The organism is Ruegeria sp. BC7 (assembly GCF_056539165.1).
Window position 1 is genome coordinate 353,124 of sequence record NZ_JBQFUL010000001.1, and the last position, 18,051, is coordinate 371,174.

At 57.9% G+C, this 18,051-nt stretch carries 17 protein-coding genes; 6 read left to right on the forward strand and 11 right to left on the reverse strand.

Features of this window, described 5'->3' with window-relative positions; genetic code table 11:
- Window positions 1-85 precede the first annotated feature (85 nt).
- Window positions 86-2,041: an AsmA family protein gene (locus tag ACR0KS_RS01580; protein WP_170561947.1), complete on the forward strand. Its 1,956-nt coding sequence runs from the start codon at window positions 86-88 to the stop codon at window positions 2,039-2,041.
- Between the two features lie 40 nt (window positions 2,042-2,081).
- Here the strand turns inward: ACR0KS_RS01580 and ACR0KS_RS01585 are convergent, their stop codons facing one another.
- Genes ACR0KS_RS01585 through ACR0KS_RS01600 form a run of 4 tightly spaced genes read right to left on the reverse strand, consistent with a single transcriptional unit; the run spans window position 2,082 to window position 6,643 of the window.
- Window positions 2,082-3,578: a phosphomannomutase/phosphoglucomutase gene (locus tag ACR0KS_RS01585; RefSeq protein ID WP_170561950.1), complete on the reverse strand. Its 1,497-nt coding sequence runs from the start codon at window positions 3,576-3,578 to the stop codon at window positions 2,082-2,084.
- Between the two features lie 14 nt (window positions 3,579-3,592).
- Complete coding sequence (kdsA, locus tag ACR0KS_RS01590; RefSeq protein ID WP_170384686.1) at window positions 3,593-4,426, reverse strand: 3-deoxy-8-phosphooctulonate synthase; 834 nt, start codon at window positions 4,424-4,426, stop codon at window positions 3,593-3,595.
- A gap of 5 nt (window positions 4,427-4,431) precedes the next feature.
- Window positions 4,432-6,006, reverse strand: coding sequence for a capsule biosynthesis protein (locus tag ACR0KS_RS01595; protein ID WP_170561953.1), 1,575 nt, complete (start codon window positions 6,004-6,006; stop codon window positions 4,432-4,434).
- Complete coding sequence (locus ACR0KS_RS01600; protein WP_170384682.1) at window positions 5,984-6,643, reverse strand: ATP-binding cassette domain-containing protein; 660 nt, start codon at window positions 6,641-6,643, stop codon at window positions 5,984-5,986. Before ACR0KS_RS01600 ends, ACR0KS_RS01595 begins: the two co-directional genes overlap by 23 nt.
- Before the next feature lie 230 nt (window positions 6,644-6,873).
- On the opposite strand from ACR0KS_RS01600, the gene ACR0KS_RS01605 reads away from it, so the two are divergent.
- Complete coding sequence (locus ACR0KS_RS01605; RefSeq protein ID WP_170561956.1) at window positions 6,874-7,461, forward strand: uracil-DNA glycosylase family protein; 588 nt, start codon at window positions 6,874-6,876, stop codon at window positions 7,459-7,461.
- Window positions 7,454-8,242, forward strand: coding sequence for an SseB family protein (locus ACR0KS_RS01610; protein ID WP_170561958.1), 789 nt, complete (start codon window positions 7,454-7,456; stop codon window positions 8,240-8,242). Before ACR0KS_RS01605 ends, ACR0KS_RS01610 begins: the two co-directional genes overlap by 8 nt.
- Window positions 8,243-8,282: 40 nt before the next feature.
- Here the strand turns inward: ACR0KS_RS01610 and yghU are convergent, their stop codons facing one another.
- On the reverse strand, window positions 8,283-9,161 hold the full coding sequence (gene yghU / locus ACR0KS_RS01615; RefSeq protein ID WP_170561961.1) for a glutathione-dependent disulfide-bond oxidoreductase: 879 nt from the start codon (window positions 9,159-9,161) through the stop codon (window positions 8,283-8,285).
- Window positions 9,162-9,408: 247 nt separating this feature from the next.
- Here yghU and ACR0KS_RS01620 point away from each other — a divergent pair, with 247 nt between their 5' ends.
- Window positions 9,409-9,927: a YHS domain-containing (seleno)protein gene (locus ACR0KS_RS01620; RefSeq protein WP_170384674.1), complete on the forward strand. Its 519-nt coding sequence runs from the start codon at window positions 9,409-9,411 to the stop codon at window positions 9,925-9,927.
- Window positions 9,928-9,977: 50 nt separating this feature from the next.
- Here the strand turns inward: ACR0KS_RS01620 and ACR0KS_RS01625 are convergent, their stop codons facing one another.
- On the reverse strand, window positions 9,978-10,640 hold the full coding sequence (locus tag ACR0KS_RS01625; protein ID WP_170561963.1) for a J domain-containing protein: 663 nt from the start codon (window positions 10,638-10,640) through the stop codon (window positions 9,978-9,980).
- Between the two features lie 173 nt (window positions 10,641-10,813).
- Entirely contained in the window at window positions 10,814-11,680 is an 867-nt protein-coding gene (gene metF, locus ACR0KS_RS01630) for a methylenetetrahydrofolate reductase [NAD(P)H] (RefSeq protein WP_170561966.1), read from the reverse strand.
- A gap of 94 nt (window positions 11,681-11,774) precedes the next feature.
- Here metF and ACR0KS_RS01635 point away from each other — a divergent pair, with 94 nt between their 5' ends.
- Together ACR0KS_RS01635 and ACR0KS_RS01640 are read left to right on the forward strand one after the other, a co-directional pair.
- Window positions 11,775-12,680 carry a LysR family transcriptional regulator gene (locus ACR0KS_RS01635; RefSeq protein WP_170484309.1) on the forward strand — a complete coding sequence of 302 codons (906 nt, stop codon included), beginning with the start codon at window positions 11,775-11,777 and terminating at the stop codon, window positions 12,678-12,680.
- A gap of 96 nt (window positions 12,681-12,776) precedes the next feature.
- Window positions 12,777-13,562 carry an inositol monophosphatase family protein gene (locus ACR0KS_RS01640; protein WP_170484103.1) on the forward strand — a complete coding sequence of 262 codons (786 nt, stop codon included), beginning with the start codon at window positions 12,777-12,779 and terminating at the stop codon, window positions 13,560-13,562.
- A gap of 55 nt (window positions 13,563-13,617) precedes the next feature.
- On the opposite strand, the gene bhcD is transcribed toward ACR0KS_RS01640, so the two are convergent.
- From bhcD to bhcA, 4 genes are read right to left on the reverse strand one after another with little or no spacing between them, the layout of a single operon-like run.
- Entirely contained in the window at window positions 13,618-14,601 is a 984-nt protein-coding gene (gene bhcD, locus ACR0KS_RS01645; protein WP_480693091.1) for an iminosuccinate reductase BhcD, read from the reverse strand.
- Between the two features lie 15 nt (window positions 14,602-14,616).
- Window positions 14,617-15,780, reverse strand: a complete 1,164-nt coding sequence (bhcC, locus tag ACR0KS_RS01650) for a 3-hydroxy-D-aspartate aldolase BhcC (protein ID WP_170561973.1) — start codon at window positions 15,778-15,780, stop codon at window positions 14,617-14,619.
- Between the two features lie 11 nt (window positions 15,781-15,791).
- Complete coding sequence (gene bhcB / locus ACR0KS_RS01655) at window positions 15,792-16,763, reverse strand: beta-hydroxyaspartate dehydratase BhcB (RefSeq protein WP_170561977.1); 972 nt, start codon at window positions 16,761-16,763, stop codon at window positions 15,792-15,794.
- A gap of 11 nt (window positions 16,764-16,774) precedes the next feature.
- Window positions 16,775-17,965, reverse strand: coding sequence for an L-aspartate--glyoxylate aminotransferase BhcA (gene bhcA, locus ACR0KS_RS01660; protein ID WP_170561980.1), 1,191 nt, complete (start codon window positions 17,963-17,965; stop codon window positions 16,775-16,777).
- Window positions 17,966-18,051 lie beyond the last annotated feature (86 nt).

Consider the following 18,051-nt stretch of genomic DNA (forward strand, 5'->3'; position numbering starts at 1 on the left):
TAGTGGGGAAAGCTTCCCCTTGCAAATGCTGTGCAGGCTTTGAATGATCTTTTCAACGCATGCCAGACAAGCGGAGAGCAGAAAAATGAAATGGCTGTTGCGCATCGCCTTCCTTCTTGTGGCCGTTATCGGGCTGGTGATCGGAGCATTGTTGATGATGCCCGGGGGCAAGCTGGCAGTGATCCTGGCCGAGCAGGTGCGCGCCCAGACGGGACGAGATTTAAAGCTATCCGGCGATGTAAAGCTGTCGTTCTGGCCCGTCTTGGGCATGGAAACCGGCCCCGTGACGTTCAGCAATGCGTCATGGGCCGGACCTGAGCCCATGCTGAGCGCAGACAGCATGGCGGTTGGTGTGGATGCCGCGGCTTTGATCTCGGGGGATCTGAGGATACGCCGCATCATCGCCGAAAACCCTACGCTGCGGCTTGAGCTGTCCGACGGGCGTGGCAACTGGCAATTCGACCGGGCGGCGCCTGTATCCTCTGGCAATACTGCAAGTACCCCCTCGCAAAATGAGACGGGCGCGGTAACGCTGGACTTTCTGGAACTGACCAACGCCCGTCTGGTCTATGTGGAAAACAAAGCGGTGAAATTCGATTTTGCCAACGTGGACTTGTCGGCAAACTGGCCTGATGTGACTGCACCGCTATTCGTCGAGGCAAAAATGAGTGTCCCCGGCGGCAAGGTAGAAGTTGATCTGAAAATCCCGGACTTGCCTGCCTATGCCACCGGCGTCGCGACGCCTCTGGAATTGCTCTTACGCGCACCGGGCGGAGAAGTGGATTTCGATGGCTTGGTGAACCTCGCCGGAGAGATGGACGGCAAGCTGCATGTCCAAGCGCAAGACACCGAAAGGATGCTGGCCGCATTCGGACAGGCTGGCGTTGGCGTGCCGCTTGGCCTTGGGCGAACTGCCGAAGTCGCGGGCCATATGACCTACACCAGCGAGGGCCGTATCTCGCTGCGTGAAATGGTGGCGCAACTGGATGATAACCGGCTGGCGGGAGAGGCGGATATCGTGATCTCGGACCCTCCGCAGATTACCGCGCGACTGGACGGCGGTGACCTTGATCTGTCGCGCTTCAACGCGCCTTCAAGCAAGGCTGGTGACGGCGGCGGATCGGCGACGATTACGCCCGCACAAGGGTGGTCGACCGCGCCCATTGACGCGTCGGCCCTTGCATTGGCCAATGGGAAAATCCGGCTTACGGCCAATTCGATTGCTGTTCCCGGATTAACCTTTGGGTCAAGTGATCTGACGCTGAATCTGGATCGATCACGTGCCGTCTTGAACATGACTCCAGCGACCCTTTTCGCGGGTCAGTTAACGGGTCAGGTCGTCGCAAATAACCGGAACGGCTTATCGGTCGGTGGCAATCTACAGGCCGAGGGCATTGACATTGAACAAGCGTTGACCACGGTTGCGGATATCGACCGCTTGTCAGGCACCGGATCGGGATCATTCGAGTTCTTGGGGGTCGGCCAAACCGAAGCGCAAATCATGCGTTCGCTCAGCGGCAAGGGGCGATTGGAAACGGGGAAGGGCATCATTTCCGGTATCGATCTGGACCGTTTGATGGGGCGCGGAGAGGGGAGCGGTGGAGCCACAGTCTTCAACAGCCTGTCGGCAAGTTTCACCATTGATCAGGGCGTGCTCAGAAACGACGACTTGCTGATGTCTCTGGACAATTTCCGCGCTGATGGAAAGGGACGGATAGGTATCGGCGAACGCAACATTGATTATCTGTTCACGCCGACCGCGTTGCGGGCGAACTCGGGGCAGGGGCTCTCGGTTCCGGTCAGAATTGTGGGGCCGTGGAGCAATCCGTTGATTCAACCCGACCTGAGCAAGGTGATCGAGGCTGCCGCCGAAGGAAAAATCAAGGCGCTGGAGGGAGACGCCAAGCAGAAGGTTCTTGAAAAGGTCGGCGACGAATTGGGCACCGCCGTCACGGACAGCGAAAGCCTTGAAAAAGCGGTTAAGAAGAAGCTGGAAGACGAGGCCAAGAAAGGGCTTTTGAAACTGCTCGGCGCAGATTGATAGGTTGGGGCGTTATCCGCGCCCCAACCCTGCGATCAAATCAGATGGTCTGATCGTAGTCACCAACACCGGGTTCGGTGCGAATGACGGCGTCTATGTCTGCGAAGATTGCACGCATTTCGTCTTCGCTGTCGCTGCTTTCGCAGACCACAACAAGATTGGGTGTGTTTGATGACGCGCGCACCAGACCCCAGCTGCCGTTGTCCAGAATGACCCGCGCGCCGTTGACGGTTACGACCTCTTTGATTGCGCGGCCCGCAAAGGTTTCACCCGCTTCGGATTTGGCGACCAACTTGTCGACCAGCCTCTGGAGGATGTCATATTTCTCGGTATCCGCCGCATAGGGAGACATGGTCGGCGTTGACCACGTCTTTGGCAGAGCCTTGCGCAGATCCGACATGCTTTGGTCCGGATTGCGGTCCATCAGCTTGCAAATCTCGACCGCGACGCGCATCCCACAGTCATATCCACGCCCAATGGGTTCTGCCAGAAAGTAGTGGCCCGATTTCTCGAACCCGGCCAGCGCGTTGATCTCTTTGACCCGGCGCTTCATGTGGCTATGGCCAGTCTTCCAATAGTCCGCCTTGACCCCATGTGCCTGCAACTCAGGGTCACTGGCGAACAGACCGGTTGACTTTACATCGGCCACAAAGGTGGAGTTGGGGTAAAGTTTCGCCAGATCGCGCGCCATGATGACACCGACCTTATCAGCGAAGATCTCCTCACCTTCATCATCAACAACACCACACCGGTCGCCATCGCCGTCAAATCCCAACGCCATATCCGCGCCGCTGGAATTCACGGTGTCGGCCATGTCATGCAACATCTCCATGGCTTCGGGGTTGGGGTTGTAATTGGGGAAGGTGTAATCCAGCCGGTTGTGGCTGGGGACCACTTCGACGCCCATCCGCTTAAAAATCTCGGGCGCAAAGGCCGAGGCGGTGCCGTTCCCGGTCGCGCAGACCACCTTCAGCGGGCGCGACATTTTGAAATCACCAACAAGATCGTCGATATAGGCTTCCTTCACGCCATCGACGAATTCGTATGACCCGCCTTCATGTGTCTGGCCTTCGCCATTCAGGACGATATCGCGCAACTCGGACATCTCATCGGGGCCGTGGGTCAGGGGGCGTTCAAAGCCCATCTTCACTCCGGTCCAGCCGTTCGGGTTGTGGCTGGCCGTGACCATCGCCACCGCAGGCACATCCAGATGGAACTGCGCGAAATAGGCCATTGGGCTAAGTGCGGGGCCGATGTCCTTGACCTGAATCCCCGCCTGCATCAACCCCAGGATCAGCGCGTTCTTAATGGCCAGCGAATAGTCGCGATAATCGTTGCCGACCGCGATCACTGGTTCGATCCCGCGTTTGCGCATCTGCGTCCCCAGACCCAGACCAAGGGCGGTCATGCCGGGCAGATTGATCTCTTCGGGGTATTTCCAGCGGGCGTCATATTCGCGGAACCCGGTGGGTTTGATCATCGCGTCGCGCAGAAAGCTCCAGGTGTTTGGGGTCACCTCGGGGATGGGTTTGGTCATATTATTGCTCTTGCTCAAATTTGAATTGGGTTGGCTTTGGCCAGTGCATCAAAGCGCATCAATGTGTCAATCAATTGAGGCATTTGATCCAATGGGATCATATTCGGACCATCAGAAGGTGCCGAGTCCGGATCCTGATGGGTTTCAATGAAAACCGCTCCAACGCCTAAAGAGACAGCAGCTCGGGCCATGACTGGCGCAAATTCACGCTGTCCGCCGGATGATCCACCTTTGCCGCCGGGTTGCTGAACCGAGTGGGTCGCATCCATGACGACAGGGTACCCGGTTTGCGCCATCTGAGGCAGCGCCCGCATGTCGGCCACCAGCGTGTTGTACCCAAACGAGGTTCCACGCTCGGTCAGAAGGATGTTCTGGTTTCCTGTGCTTTCGACCTTATCGACGATATTGGTCATTTCCCACGGGGCAAGAAACTGTCCCTTTTTGACGTTCACAGCTTTCCCAGTGTTCCCGGCGGCCAGCAACATATCCGTCTGGCGGCACAGAAACGCCGGGATTTGCAGGACGTCCACGGCCTCGGCAGCGATGGCGCATTGGGCTTCGGTATGGACATCGGTCAGAACCGGAATACCCATCGTTTTGCGGATATCATCCAGAACCTTCAGCCCGGCATCAATCCCCATACCTCGCTTTCCGGACAGGGATGTGCGGTTTGCCTTGTCATAGGAGGCTTTGAAAACGTACTGCGCACCGGCGGCATCGCACGCCTCTTTCATTTTGCCGGCTATCATTTGAGCATGGTCAGCGGTTTCAAGCTGACAAGGACCGGCAATGACTGTCAGAGGCAGATCATTGCCGACCGTGAGATCGGAGATTTTTACATGTTTCATGTGTCTTACGAGGATACCTGTTCACGAAGGACCGACGCTGTTAGCGAGATCATCAGGTAAATACCAGCAAACAACAGGAAAGCCAAAATCGTATTTTCAAATTTGCGCGGATAAGTTGGATCCTGGCTTGGGACAGGGTTCACGGACACGGTCAGGTAACGGACCTTTCGGTTCGCTTCGGTGCGGGTGGTTTCCATCTGTTGCATTGCCGTTTGCAGCATCATGTCCCGCGCGGCGAGGTCAGCTTGCGCCATCTGAATACGAACGCTTAACCGCGCAAGAGAGTTTTCGCCGGCAGAGACATCCAGCATTTCGGCGTTGAGTTCTTCAAGAACCCCTTCGAGGCGTGCAATATCCGCACGCGCGCCGTCCACTTTGGCCTTGTTCGGGCGCAGATTGTCTAGCAAAGCGGCCAGTTGAAGCTCTTTTTCCTGAAGCTGGGTCTCGAGCGTGTTTATACGGGCGCGTAGCCCGGCAATGACGTTCTCAGGGTCCAGAACCGCGCCCTGCAATTGCAGCTCGATCAGATTTTCCTGGGCCTGTCTTCGTTCTTCCTGGGCAAGTTCAAAGCTGGCCAGTGCGTCACGCATCTGGTCCTCGCGTTTCAATTCGGTCAGTCCGTTGATCGTTTCCTCGGCGTAGGAAAGAAGTCGATTGGACAGCCCCACCGCTATCTCTGGATCTGGCGCTGCGACTTCCATGCGGATTATTCCGTCGCTTGGGTCATAGCCAATCGTGACCATCCGCTTGTACAGCTTATAGGTTTCTTCAAGACTTGCATCCGGCGAAAGGCGTTGGATCGGATCAATCCATTCCTGCTTGAAGATGTCCGAGAACCCCATATCGCGCTCCAACCTGAGCAGGGCGTCCTTGGATTCCAGAAACTCCTGCGTGGCGACCGAGTCCTGCGCTGTAGCGAACTGTGTGCCCGCAAGAAGACCGCCGAACGCCGCGCCGCCCCCGTCTGCCTGCAATATCGAAAAGGCCGAGTCGCTGGCATACATCGGCGTTGCAAAGCGATAGAAGTACATGCCCACGATCAGGGTTGGGATCAGGATAAATGCCGTCAACCGAGCGAACAGTGCCAGCAGTTTTAGTCTGCGTCGCCGCGCGATATCCTTTTGTATTTCGCTGATCTCAAACTCTCGGCGCTGCGCTGGGCTTAACTCGGGGCCGGGCAGTGTCTGTGGGCTTTCCGCAAGCGTCTGAGGTAGCTGAATCTTGATTGTGTCTTTGGCCTCATCCCCGGCGCGTTCCTTTTCGGCGGCCAAGTCCAGAAGGCTGGCGCGTTCAAAGGGGTCGATACCCTTCTTTCTAAGCAAGCGAACGGCGTCATAGTCGGACGTCGCTGACAGGCCGTGTTTCTGCGCCAATCGCCGTGCGACCCGTAATTGGCGTCCTGTCAGCCCCTCACGTTTGATGTCCTCGATAGTCGTGCCGGGTTGCGGTTCGTTGGCGGCGTCCGGCGCATTGGTCGCCTTTCGGATCCGCGATATGGCGTCCGCTCGGGCTTCGGCGGTTCCGGCGCCCTTGCGATTGCGCTTCCAGCCGTAAATTCTAGCCTTGGGTTTGGTAGTCATATAGCTGTTTTGCCTCTTCCAAGGTGTCGAACATATGGAGCTGCCCGTCCACTAGCACGGCGGCCTGCCGCGCGAATTTCTCAAGCACTTCGGGGCTGTGGGACACTATCACCAAGGTGGTTGTGCGCAGCCTTTCCTGCAGGATATCGCCTGCTTTCCGGTTAAAGTCGACATCGGTCGTCGCGGGCATCCCTTCGTCAATAAGATACATGTCAAAATCCAAAGCCAGCATGAGGGCAAAAGTAAACCGTGCCTTCATGCCAGAGGAATAGGTGGCCAGCGGTTGGTCGAAATATTCCCCCAAGCCACAAAGCCAACTGCAATACGCTTCGACATAATCGGGATCCATGCCGTAAATCTTTGCGATGTATCGCGCGTTTTCCAGAGCTGACAGCTTGTTCGAGACGCCGCCTGTAAATCCCATCGGAAACGACACCCTGCAGGATTTTCGGATAACCCCCTCGTCCGGTTTTTCCAGCCCCGCCATCATGTTGATAAGCGTCGTTTTCCCGGTGCCGTTTGGCGCGAGAATACCAATGGACTTGCCAAGTTCGACCCGGAACGAAACCCTGTCCAGGATCACCTTGCGGCGGGTTCCGGTCCAGAAGGACTTGCTGACATTTTCAAACTCAAGCATCCAGAGCCTGCTGCGTTGCCTGTACTTAGGGCCCCTGCAAAAGCACAGAAAGGGCCGGTTTTTCTCGTTTCATGTTGGCTACATTATGTCGAACTATGAAACAAATGATCAATGCGTTCCGGTTCAGACTGTTGGTTTTGTGACTTTTCCACCTGTTTGTTCTGAGCATCGCGGCGACTATCTTGAAGTCCGACTCTCAACTAGTTTGTTTCAGGAAACCTTGCGATCTTATGAACTCACTTGAAGAAGAAATCGCAGCCTGTCGGATTTGCGCGGATAGGTTCGCCGCGACCGAGACAGCCCACAGACCAAGACCGGTGGTCTGGTTTCGCCAAGGTACATCTATTCTTATTGCTGGGCAGGCTCCTGGTGCGCGGGTACATGCGTCGGGGCGGCCTTTTACCGATCCCTCAGGTGACCGTCTGCGCGAATGGCTGGGCGTGGATGAAGCCACTTTCTATGACCGCTCCCGCGTGTCGATTGTTCCGATGGCGTTTTGCTTTCCCGGATATGATGCACGCAAGGCCGATTTGCCGCCTCCACCTGTTTGCGGCCAAACCTGGCATGACAAGGTGATGCAGGCGCTGGGTGAGGTTCCCTTGACAATTCTCGTTGGTGGCCACGCCTTCAAGTACCATCTCAAAGCGCGCGGTTCGGTTACGGATACGGTGCGCAACTGGCGAGACTATGCGCCGCGGGTCTTTGTCTTGCCTCATCCGTCCTGGCGCAATACGGCATGGATCAAGAAAAACCCGTGGTTCGTGACTGATCTGTTGCCGGTTTTGCAGGCGCGGGTGCAAGAGGTTCTGAATGACTGAAACAACTGCTCTGGATACCGCACACGCCGCGATGCAGGCTGACCCGGAAAACGACTCTGCGCGCCTGAGGTTCTTTGAACGGCTGGCGGACAGTGAACTGTTCCTGATGCTGACCGAAGAAGCGCGGGACGAAAACATCTCGCCCGAACTCTTTGACGTTGCGGATGGACGTTTCGTGCTGGCCTTTGATCGCGAGGATCGGCTGGCGCAGTTCGCCGGTCGCCCGGTTCCCTACGTCGCTGTATCGGGGCGCGTCCTGTCGTCGATGTTGGCGGGGCAGGGTATCGGGCTGGGCCTGAATCTGGAAACGGCTCCGTCTTCGATGCTGATCCCGTCCGAGGCGCTGGGTTGGCTGGCGACAACTCTACAACATGGACCCGAAGAAGTTCAGCAGCACTTTTCAGAGTTTGTGCCACCTGCGGGATTGCCGGATGATCTGCTGACTGCACTGGACACCAAGCTGGCCACAGCGGTTGGGCTGGCTCAGGCTGCCTATCTCGTGGGCACCCGATCGAAAGAAGGTGGGGCAGGGCACATGCTGGGCTTTGTCGGCGCGGTGGATGGTGCCGAGCCAGCATTGGCCAAAGCCGCGTCCGAGGCGCTGACGTTTTCGGGGATTGAGGCCGGGGCGATGGATGTCGGGTTCTTTAGCGCACATGATGCGACGGCGGCAGCGCTGGCCCGTGTCGGATTGCGTTTTGACCTGCCGCAGCCCGAAGCGCGCGTTACAACCCAGGTTGTTCCGGGCAGCGATCCGGAAAAACCGCCTATTCTGAAATAGAAAAACCTCGCGGAGCGCACCCCCGCGAGGTCCAAGCGCATTATTCCGCCGCGGCCTCAAGCTTATCCTGCGTGCGGGTTTCAAAATCGCTGGCCTCGTGACGTTCGTGAAGCTGCGTGTGTTTCTCTCCGAAGGGGCGGTTCACCATCCGGCCGCGTTTGACGGCTGGGCGCGCGTCAATCGCCTTGGCCCAACGCATGACGTTCTTGTAGGATTCGACGTCCAGGAATTCGGCCGCGCTGTAAAGACGCCCTAGAACCAACTGGCCGTACCATGGCCAGATCGCAATATCCGCGATCGTATAGTCGTCGCCCGCGATATAGGCCTTGTCAGCCAGCTCACGATCCAGCACGTCGAGTTGACGCTTGGTCTCCATAGCGAAACGGTTGATCGGGTACTCGAACTTTTCGGGCGCGTAGGCGTAGAAATGTCCGAACCCGCCGCCAAGATAGGGGGCGCTGCCCATTTGCCAGAATACCCAGTTCATGACCTCTGCGCGTTCCGGGCCGGACTTGGGCAGGAAGGCATCAAACTTTTCCGCCAGGTGAAACAGGATCGAAGCGCTTTCAAAAACACGCACGGGTTTTTCGCCAGAACGGTCCCAAAGGGCAGGGATCTTCGAGTTCGGGTTGGCCTCGATAAAGCCGGATCCGAACTGGTCGCCGTCACCAATATTGACAAGCCATGCGTTATACTCGGCGCCTTCATGCCCCAGCGCCAACAGTTCTTCCAGCATGACGGTTACTTTTACACCGTTCGGGGTCGCCAGCGAGTACAACTGCAGCGGGTGGCGTCCGACCGGCAAGTCTTTGTCGTGCGTGGCCCCGGCAATGGGTCGGTTGATATTGGCGAACTGGCCGCCGTTCTTACTGTCCCATGTCCAGACCTTTGGGGGTGTATAGGTCAATTGCTCGCTCATTGTCCGTCTTTCTCAGAAAAGTTCAGGTGAATTGTCCGTCCGTCACAACAGCTAATATTGCAGACAACAGAGTCCAACCCCGGAAGTTGGGTCGTTTTTGTAACAAAGGGCGCGAAACCTTCACGTTTTTTCGTGCTACGTCACAGCAGCGCGAGCGAGACTGCGCAGAGCACTCAAATCACCTATTCTCTGACCGAACCCGGAAACCGGAGCGATGAACCGCTCCTCGGACAAAAGGACCAATTACATGAAACGCTTTGCCTTAACCGTAGCCGCCACTCTGGCGATGACGTTACCCGCATTTGCCGGAGATCAGTATGTGGACGGCACTGGTTACGCGGTTTCAGGTTATGACGTTGTGGCCTATCGCGGTCTGGATCAGGCTCCGGTCGGTCAGGCACAGCCCGAAGGCGTGCGCGGCAGCGCCGACATCACCGCGGATTACAACGGCGCGACCTGGGCGTTCTCAACTGAGGAGAACCGGGACAAGTTCCTTGAGAACCCGGCTTTCTACGCGCCACAGTATGACGGGCATTGCGCGTATGGTGTTTCGCGGGGTGGAAAGGTTCCGGCAAATCCGAACTTGTGGCGGATCGTTGACGACAAGCTCTATCTTAACATCACGGATGTCGTCGTAGGCTTTTTTGAGGAAGATATTCCCGGAAACATCAATCTCGCCGAAGGCAACTGGCCGGGAATCGAGGCAGATGCCGCATCCACCAGCGTCATTCCAAAGTTCACTTCAGAAGGCCCGGTGGCAAATTAAGCCTGTATTGGGAAATGGAAACCCGGCTGGGATTGGCCGGGTTTTTTGCGTCAACTCGCCAGCCAGAATTCATCCTGCGCCGATTGATCCGCCTCAAAACGGATGCGAACACTTTTTGCGCCCGGAAACTTGCGGTTCATGATCGCCTCGGGGACGATGACCTCGCCTGCTCCGGCGTCCTTGGACTGGAAGCTCAGCAGCTCTGTTTCCGTGCGGCGCGATCCGGCCAGTACCGATGTGGGCAGAGCGACCCGGTTCGCGCCCTGGCAAACCGGTGACGACACAAAATATGTCAGATTGCGGCCAAAGCATCCTATCGCTTCGGGAACGTGATCAGAAGCTGCCATGTGTTCGTTTGCTGGTGTCGGCTGACCTTCGTCCGACGCGTCGGAAACGCATTCCAGCACCTTGTTCAGCAGCGCGCGGCAAGCGTCGATATCGGCGTCTTTCAGGGTAATCACGCGCTTGCGCAGTTTGGGCCGTTTGGGTTTCCCGGCGCAGGCGCTTTTGCCAGCCAGCCCTTCTTTGCGCAGCAGGTCATACGCGTCTTTCGCACGTGCAAAGTTCGAGGAATCCGCGTCAGAACAATCGGGATGGGCATGAAATGCAATGCTGCGCCACGCTTTTCTGATGTCTTCAGACCCGGCATTTTGATCCAGTCCAAGAACGTGAAACGCCTCTGCGCGCGCCCTGATTTTATCAACAGGTTCCATACCAAAAACACTCGTTAAACAACTATGCGATCCAGTGTCAGGACGAGTGGGTTTTTGTCAAATAAGGCAAAAAATTTGTGATCTCAGGGGAACAATCAGGGCGATGCCCGTGTGATTGTTCCCTGCTTGTCCAGCGATTGCGGCGTAATTTCCAGTAATCTGAACGCTTTGGATCAGGCGACGTTTTGCAGGTCGGTCTTGGGTGTAATGCCCAGGGCAAAACAGACATCCCGTGTCAGTTCGGGGCGGTTCAGGGTGTAGAAATGCAGTTTGTCTACACCGCCCTCAATCAGATCCGAGCACAGCTCAGTGCATAGTGCCGTAGCCAGCAGGTCCTCTCGGTCATCGCGTACAGCTTTTTCAAACGCCTGTTCGACCCATGTTGGAATTCGAGTGCCGCAGCGACGGGCGAAGTTACGCGCGCCCTTCCAATTCTCGATCGGCAGGATGCCCGGAACGATTGGCTTGTCGATTCCCGCCTTGGCGCAGGCGTCGCGAAAGCGAAAGAATGTCTCGGCCTCAAAGAAGAACTGCGTCAAGGCTTCGTCCGCGCCTGCGTCCAGCTTGGCCTTGAGCCAGTCCACGTCGGTACGCGCGTTTTGCGCCTCGGGGTGGATGTCGGGATAGGCACCCACGCGAATATTGAACTTTCCAGTATCCGCCAGCGCCGCAATCAGTTCGACAGAGTTTTCAAAGCCATCAGGATATGGAACGAACTTGTCCTGACCTTTGGGCGGGTCACCGCGCAGGGCAACAATGTCACTCACGCCCGATTTGGCAAAACTGTCCGCGATTGCGAGCGTTTCCTCACGAGTGGCGTCAACGCAGGTCAGATGCGCAGCCACAGGCAGCCCGGAAGACTTGTGCAGTGTTGCCACCGCATCGCGGGTCAGCTCTCGCGTGGTTCCGCCCGCACCGTAGGTGACGGACACGAACCGAGGGTCAAGCGGGGCCAAAGTTTGGACTGTGTCCCACAAACGGAATGAGGCTTCCAGCGATTGCGGCGGGAAGAACTCGAATGAAATTTCTGGATTGCTCATCTTGGCCTCATTTGTTCCGTTCCCGGCCCTTGTGCCAGTTTCCGCAATGTGAGACAAACTCATATTCTTCAAGAACAACATGAGCCATCCTGAAATGCACATCGAATTCCGGCACCTGCGCACGATCAAGGCGATCCACGAATGTGGTGGGCTTGCCCGCGCTGCCGACCAGTTGAACATCACGCAATCGGCGCTGAGTCATCAGATCAAGGGGCTGGAAGATCAGGCGGGTGTTGAGCTGTTCCTGCGCAGGTCCAAACCGATGAAATTATCGGCCGCCGGTCTGCGCCTGTTGCGTTTGGCCGAACAAATCCTGCCGCAGGTCGAGGCGACCCAGCAGGAGTTCTCGTCCTTGCGTGACGGTCGTACCGGTCGGATGCACATCGCTATCGAGTGCCATGCCTGTTTCGAGTGGTTGTTCCCGGTGCTGGAGACCTTCCGCAAGTCCTGGGGTGATGTGGATGTCGATATAAGGCCGGGCCTTGCGTTCGACGCTTTGCCTGCCTTGCAAAAAGAGGAGGTCGATCTTGTTGTTTCGTCCGACCCCGAAGACCTGCCGGGCGTCGAGTTCATCGAGCTTTTCGACTATGACGCCGTGTTTGTCGCCGCTTCTGTTCACCCTCTGGCGCAAAAGGACTTTGTCGAGGCCGAGGATTTCCGGGGGCAGACCCTGATAACTTATCCGGTCGAGCGCACTCGCCTGGACGTGTTCAGCCAGTTGTTGATCCCTGCGCGGGTGGAACCTGCCGCGATCCGGCAGGTCGAACTGACCGCGGTGATCTTGCTGCTGGTCGCCTCGAACCGAGGGGTTGCGGTGCTGCCGGACTGGGTCGTGCGCGAGGTAAAGTACAATTCGGACTATGTGACGCGCCCACTGACCAAGGATGGGATTACCCGCAGGCTGTACGCGGCGGTTCGCTCAGAAGACCTTGAAAAGCCTTATGTGCAGGAGTTGATTCAACTGGCCGGAACCGAGGCGCGCAAGCTGCAACTGCAATAGGCGCAAAACGCGGGTCTGCTATGCGTATCATTCCCCTTGGCAAGGGCGCTTTGCATCAGTATACGCGCGGTTTGACCGGACAGGAGCCTTTGGACAATGGTTGGCAGTGCAAACCTCAACATCATGATTAAAGCCGCGCGCAAGGCGGGGCGGTCTTTGGTCAAGGATTTTCGTGAAGTCGAGAACCTGCAGGTGTCGATGAAAGGCGCGGGCGATTTTGTGTCCAAGGCAGATATCGCCGCCGAAGCGATCCTGAAAGAGGAACTGCTGGGCGCGCGCCCAACCTATGGCTGGCTGGCCGAAGAGGGCGGTGAAATCGCGGGCGAAGACCCGACCCGCCGCTGGATCGTGGACCCGCTGGACGGGACTACGAATTTCCTGCACGGCCTGCCGCACTGGGCGATTTCGATCGCATTGGAACACAAGGGCAAGATCGTCGCCGGTGTGATCTATGACCCCGCCAAGGACGAGATGTTCTTTGCCGAAAAAGGCGAGGGCGCGTGGATGAATGACACTCGTATTCGCGTCTCGGGCCGTCATCGCATGATCGAGTCGATCTTTTCGACGGGCTTGCCTTTCGGCGGCCGATCGGACTTGCCAGCGACGCTGCAGGATCTGGCCCGGTTGATGCCGGTATGCGCAGGCGTGCGCCGTTGGGGTGCCGCCGCGCTGGACATGGCTTACGTGGCCGCTGGTCGCTACGAAGGGTTCTGGGAACGCCGCCTGAATGCGTGGGACCTGGCTGCCGGGATCATCATCGTCAAAGAAGCCGGTGGGTTTGTGCAGGCTTTGAACCCCGAAGGCAGCGTACTGGAAGATGGCGAAGTAATTTGTTCAAACGAACCGATCTTCGACCAGTTCGCAAAGGTGATCCGGGGCTAAGACCTGATCGAAACAATCGAAGTTGCGCGCCCCGAACGAGGCGCGCTTTTTCGTTTCAAAGGGCTGCGCGTTGTGCCAAGCCTGCCTCATCCGCCAATCGCGCGGCGACCGACGCAACGGCCAAGTCCTGCAAGCCAACCCCGGTTCCGTCGAACAGGGTGATTTCGTCTTCGCTGGTCCGACCGGGGTGATCCCCATTGATCACGGCACCAATCGGGGTGATCTGATCCTGCGTCAGTGCGCCCGAGTTTATGGCGTGCTGGCCTTCGCCGATGGTGACAGATTGGGCAACCTCGTCCGTGAAGACGGTTGCTGCGGCCACAAGCGCGGCGGCGACCTCTTGCTTGCCTTTCGTGTCGGTGCCCATGCAGGCCAGGTGCGTGCCGGGTTTGATCCAGTCCTTCATCAACAGCGGCTCGAACGCCGAAGTGATTGTGATGATCACATCCGCCTGCGCACCCAGTTCCTGTTGGCTGACCGCTTCAAACTCCAGCCCGATTTCCTCTGCCACGGCAGCTAGGCGCGGCAGCATGTCCGGGTGGGGGTTCCAGGCGACTACCTTCTCAAACGCGCGCTGTTCGACCGCCGCGCGCAGTTGGAAGGCGGATTGATGACCTGCGCCAACCATCCCCAGAACCTTCGAGTCTTTCCGGGCCAGATGCGCAATCGAAACCGCTGACGAGGCCGCCGTGCGCACCGCCGTCAGGTAATTGCCCCCGACGAGCGCAGAGAGTTGCCCGGTATCAGGATCGAACAGAAACACCGTAGATTGGTGGTTTGTCAGGTTTTTTTCAGCATTGCCGGGCCAATATCCGCCCGATTTTACGCCCAGCACCTGACCATCCCTGTCGAACCCTGACTTGAAGCCATACAAAGCGTCTGCGTAACCCAGCGCCTCGCGCACAACAGGAAAGTTCCACGCCCCGCCGCTGGCCATTGCGCCAAAGACCGATTGAACCGCGTCAAAGGCTTGCTGGCGACCGACCAGTTGCTTGCAAAGATCTTCGCCCACGATCAGCAGGCCGTCTTGTGAAGTCATGATATCCCTCATTGCTCAGAACGCCTTTCCACGGGCCGAAACAGGCCAGAGCGTTTCAACCTTGCCGTCCCGGACACCTACATACCAATCATGGACGTTGCAGGTTGGGTCACAGTGACCGGGCACCAGACGCAGCTTGTCGTTGACCTTCAGGACATTACCCGGATCACCGATCACGCCGTGTTCGTCCGAACATTTGAGGTATTCGACATCGTCGCGCCCAAAGATGAACGGCAAGCCGCTATCGACGGACTGCGCCTTTAGACCCGCATCACAGATCGCCTTGTCCGCTTTGGCGTGACTCATGACGCTGGTCAGGATGAACAGCGCGTTTTCCCACTCACCCTGGTCGATCCGCTTGCCGTCCTTGTCCAAGATACGGCCATAGTCGGCGTCCATGAAGGCGTAGGACCCGCATTGTAGCTCGTTGTAAACGCCTGAATTGCTTTCAAAATAATACGATCCGGTGCCGCCGCCCGAGACCAGCTCGCAGTCGATGCCTGCGGCTTTCAAACCGTCGACTGCACCTTCGACCATCGCGATTGCGGCATCCAGTTTCTCTTTTCGGGCCTCATACGTGTCGAGATGCTGCATCGCGCCCTGATACGCCTGAATGCCTGTGAATTTCAGGTTCGGGGCTGCCACGACCGCCTCGGCGATCTCGACCACTGCCGGAGTTGTGGTCACGCCGCACCGCCCCGCGCCGCAGTCGATTTCGACCAGAACCTCCAACTCGGTGCCAGCGCTGACCGCAGCGGCAGAAAGGTCCGCGACGTTGTTGACGTCGTCCACACAGACGATGGTGCGGGCTCCGGTCTTGGGCAGCCGCGCCAGCCGTTGGATTTTGGCCGGGTCACGTACCTGGTTTGACACGAGGATATCCTTGATGCCGCCGCGTGCGAAAACTTCGGCTTCCGAGACTTTCTGACAGCAGACGCCCACCGCGCCGCCCAGCTTTTCCTGAAGTTTGGCGACATCAACGGACTTGTGCATCTTGCCGTGCACGCGATGGCGCATGCCATGTGCCTTGGCATAGTCGCCCATCTTCCTGATGTTCCGCTCCAGCGCGTCCAGATCGAGTATCAGGCACGGCGTCTGAATGTCGCTTTCGTCCATACCGATCGCGGCAGGGATGTCGAAGCCGACTTCGAGATCGTCAAATTTCACAGGTTTGTTCATGTTGTTCCTCCTTACCCTTTCAGCCAGGGCAGCTTGTCCAAATCCACGTTGCCGCCGGTGATGATCACGCCGATGCATTTTCCTCGAAACACGTCCGGATTTTTGAGAATGGTCGCCAGTGGCACTGCCGAGGACGGCTCCATCACCACGCGCAGGTATTTCCACGTCAGTTTCATCGCCTCGACGATCTCATCTTCTGAGGCGGTGAAGATGTCGGTCACGTGGTTGGACACGAAGTGCCACGTGTTTTCCTTGAGCGGCACCAACAGGCCATCGGCAACCGTTTTTGGGGCGTCATCCGCGATAATATGGCCCGCCTTGAACGAACGATAAGCGTCGTCCGCCTGTTCCGGTTCCGCACCATAGATCGCGGTGCTAGGTGCTAGGTTTGACACCGTCAGGCAGGTTCCCGACACCATGCCCCCGCCGCCAATCGGTGCGATGACTGCGTCCACCCCGCCAGTTTGTTCGAGCAGTTCTGCCGAACATGTCGCCTGCCCAGCGATCACGCGCGGGTCGTTATAGGGGTGGACGAATTCGCCATCCGTTCGGGCCTGTACGTCGGCAAAGGTCGCCTCGCGCGAGGTGGTTGACGGCTCGCACTCGGTGATCGTTCCGCCAAAGCGCCGGACCGCATCCTTCTTGGCCTGCGGTGCTGTGCGCGGCATGACCACATGGCAGGGGATGCCCCTCCGTCCGGCCGCATAGGACAGCGAAAGCGCGTGGTTGCCGCTGGAATGGGTGCAGACACCCTTTGCCGCCATCTCATCGCTTAGGCCAAACACGGCGTTGCTTGCGCCGCGAACCTTGAAGGCGCCGGCCTCCTGAAAGTTCTCGCACTTGAAGAACAGGTCTGCGCCGGTCAGGTCATTCAGGTAGTCGGACACCATGACCGGGGTTCGACGGATATATGGTTTGATCCGTTCATGCGCCGCTCGCATGTCGTTGATCGTGAGCTCTGCGGCGGGGATTTGATCCAGCATGGTCATTCTCCTCAGGCTGCCGCCTTTGCGTTGTCGGACGAGCCGGAGCGATAGAATTCCTGCGCGGCCGCGACCCCGCTGCCCAGTGAGACCGGGTAATTCAGGTCCGCCATCGCCATCTCGATCGCGCTGAGGCCAGACAGAACCATCACATCCGTCAGGCTGCCCAGATGACCAATGCGAAACGCCTTTCCGTTCAGTTGCCCAAGGCCGATCCCGAAGGACACGCCATATGCGTTGAACGCATGGTCCGTCAGGGCGTTGCTGTCGAAACCATCGGGCACGTAGATTGCGCTGACCGTGTCGGAATAGAGGTCGGGCGACTGCGCAACCAACTTCAAGCCCCAGGCGTCAGTGGCGCGGCGAACACCTTCGGCCAGTCGGTGGTGGCGCGCATAGACGTTGTCCAAGCCTTCCTCGAACAGCATCTTGAGGCTTTCGCGCATTCCATAGATCAGTTGCAGCGGCGGCGTGTAGGGGAACCCGCCCGACGCATTCGCCGCCATCATGTCGCGGAAATCAAAGAAAGTGCGGTGCAGCTTGGCGGACGCCATCGCCTCTTGCGCTTTGTCACTGACACACAAGATCGCCATCCCGGTCGCCAGCATGAACCCTTTTTGCGACCCGGACACGGCGATGTCGACGCCCCATGTGTCAAACTGAAACGGCACAGAGGCCAGCGAGCTTACGCAATCCACGAACAGCATCGCGGGATGGTTTGCGGCGTCCATGGCGTGACGCACTGCGCCGATATCCGAAAGCACTCCGGTTGCAGTTTCGTTATGAGTCACCAGCACGGCGCGGATGTCGTGTGACGTGTCTTTGGCAAGGGCTGCCTGAAACAGGTCGGCAGGTGCGCCCGTTCCCCAAGGGCAGTCAATGACTTGCACGTCTAGCCCGTGCCGCTGACACAGGTCGATCCAGCGATGGCTGAAAACGCCATAGCGGGCCACCAGAACCTTGTCTCCGGGGCTTAGGGTGTTGGTGATCGCCGCTTCCCACCCGCCGGTGCCCGAGGCAGGGAATGTTACGATCTGGCCGGTCTGGGTGCCAAAGACCCGCATTGTATCTTCCAGAACCGGGGCGAACGTATCGACAAAGTCCGGGGCGCGATGGTCTTGCGTTTGAACCTGCATGGCCAGCCGCAGCCGGTCCGGGATATTTGTCGGGCCTGGTATGAAAACCGGGTTTTGGTTGGACATCTCTTATTCCTCCGCTTTGGAGGTCATTTTCCGAGATAACGTGGCGTCATGCAATTTTCTTGAAAAATATTTTCATTTTCGCCAAA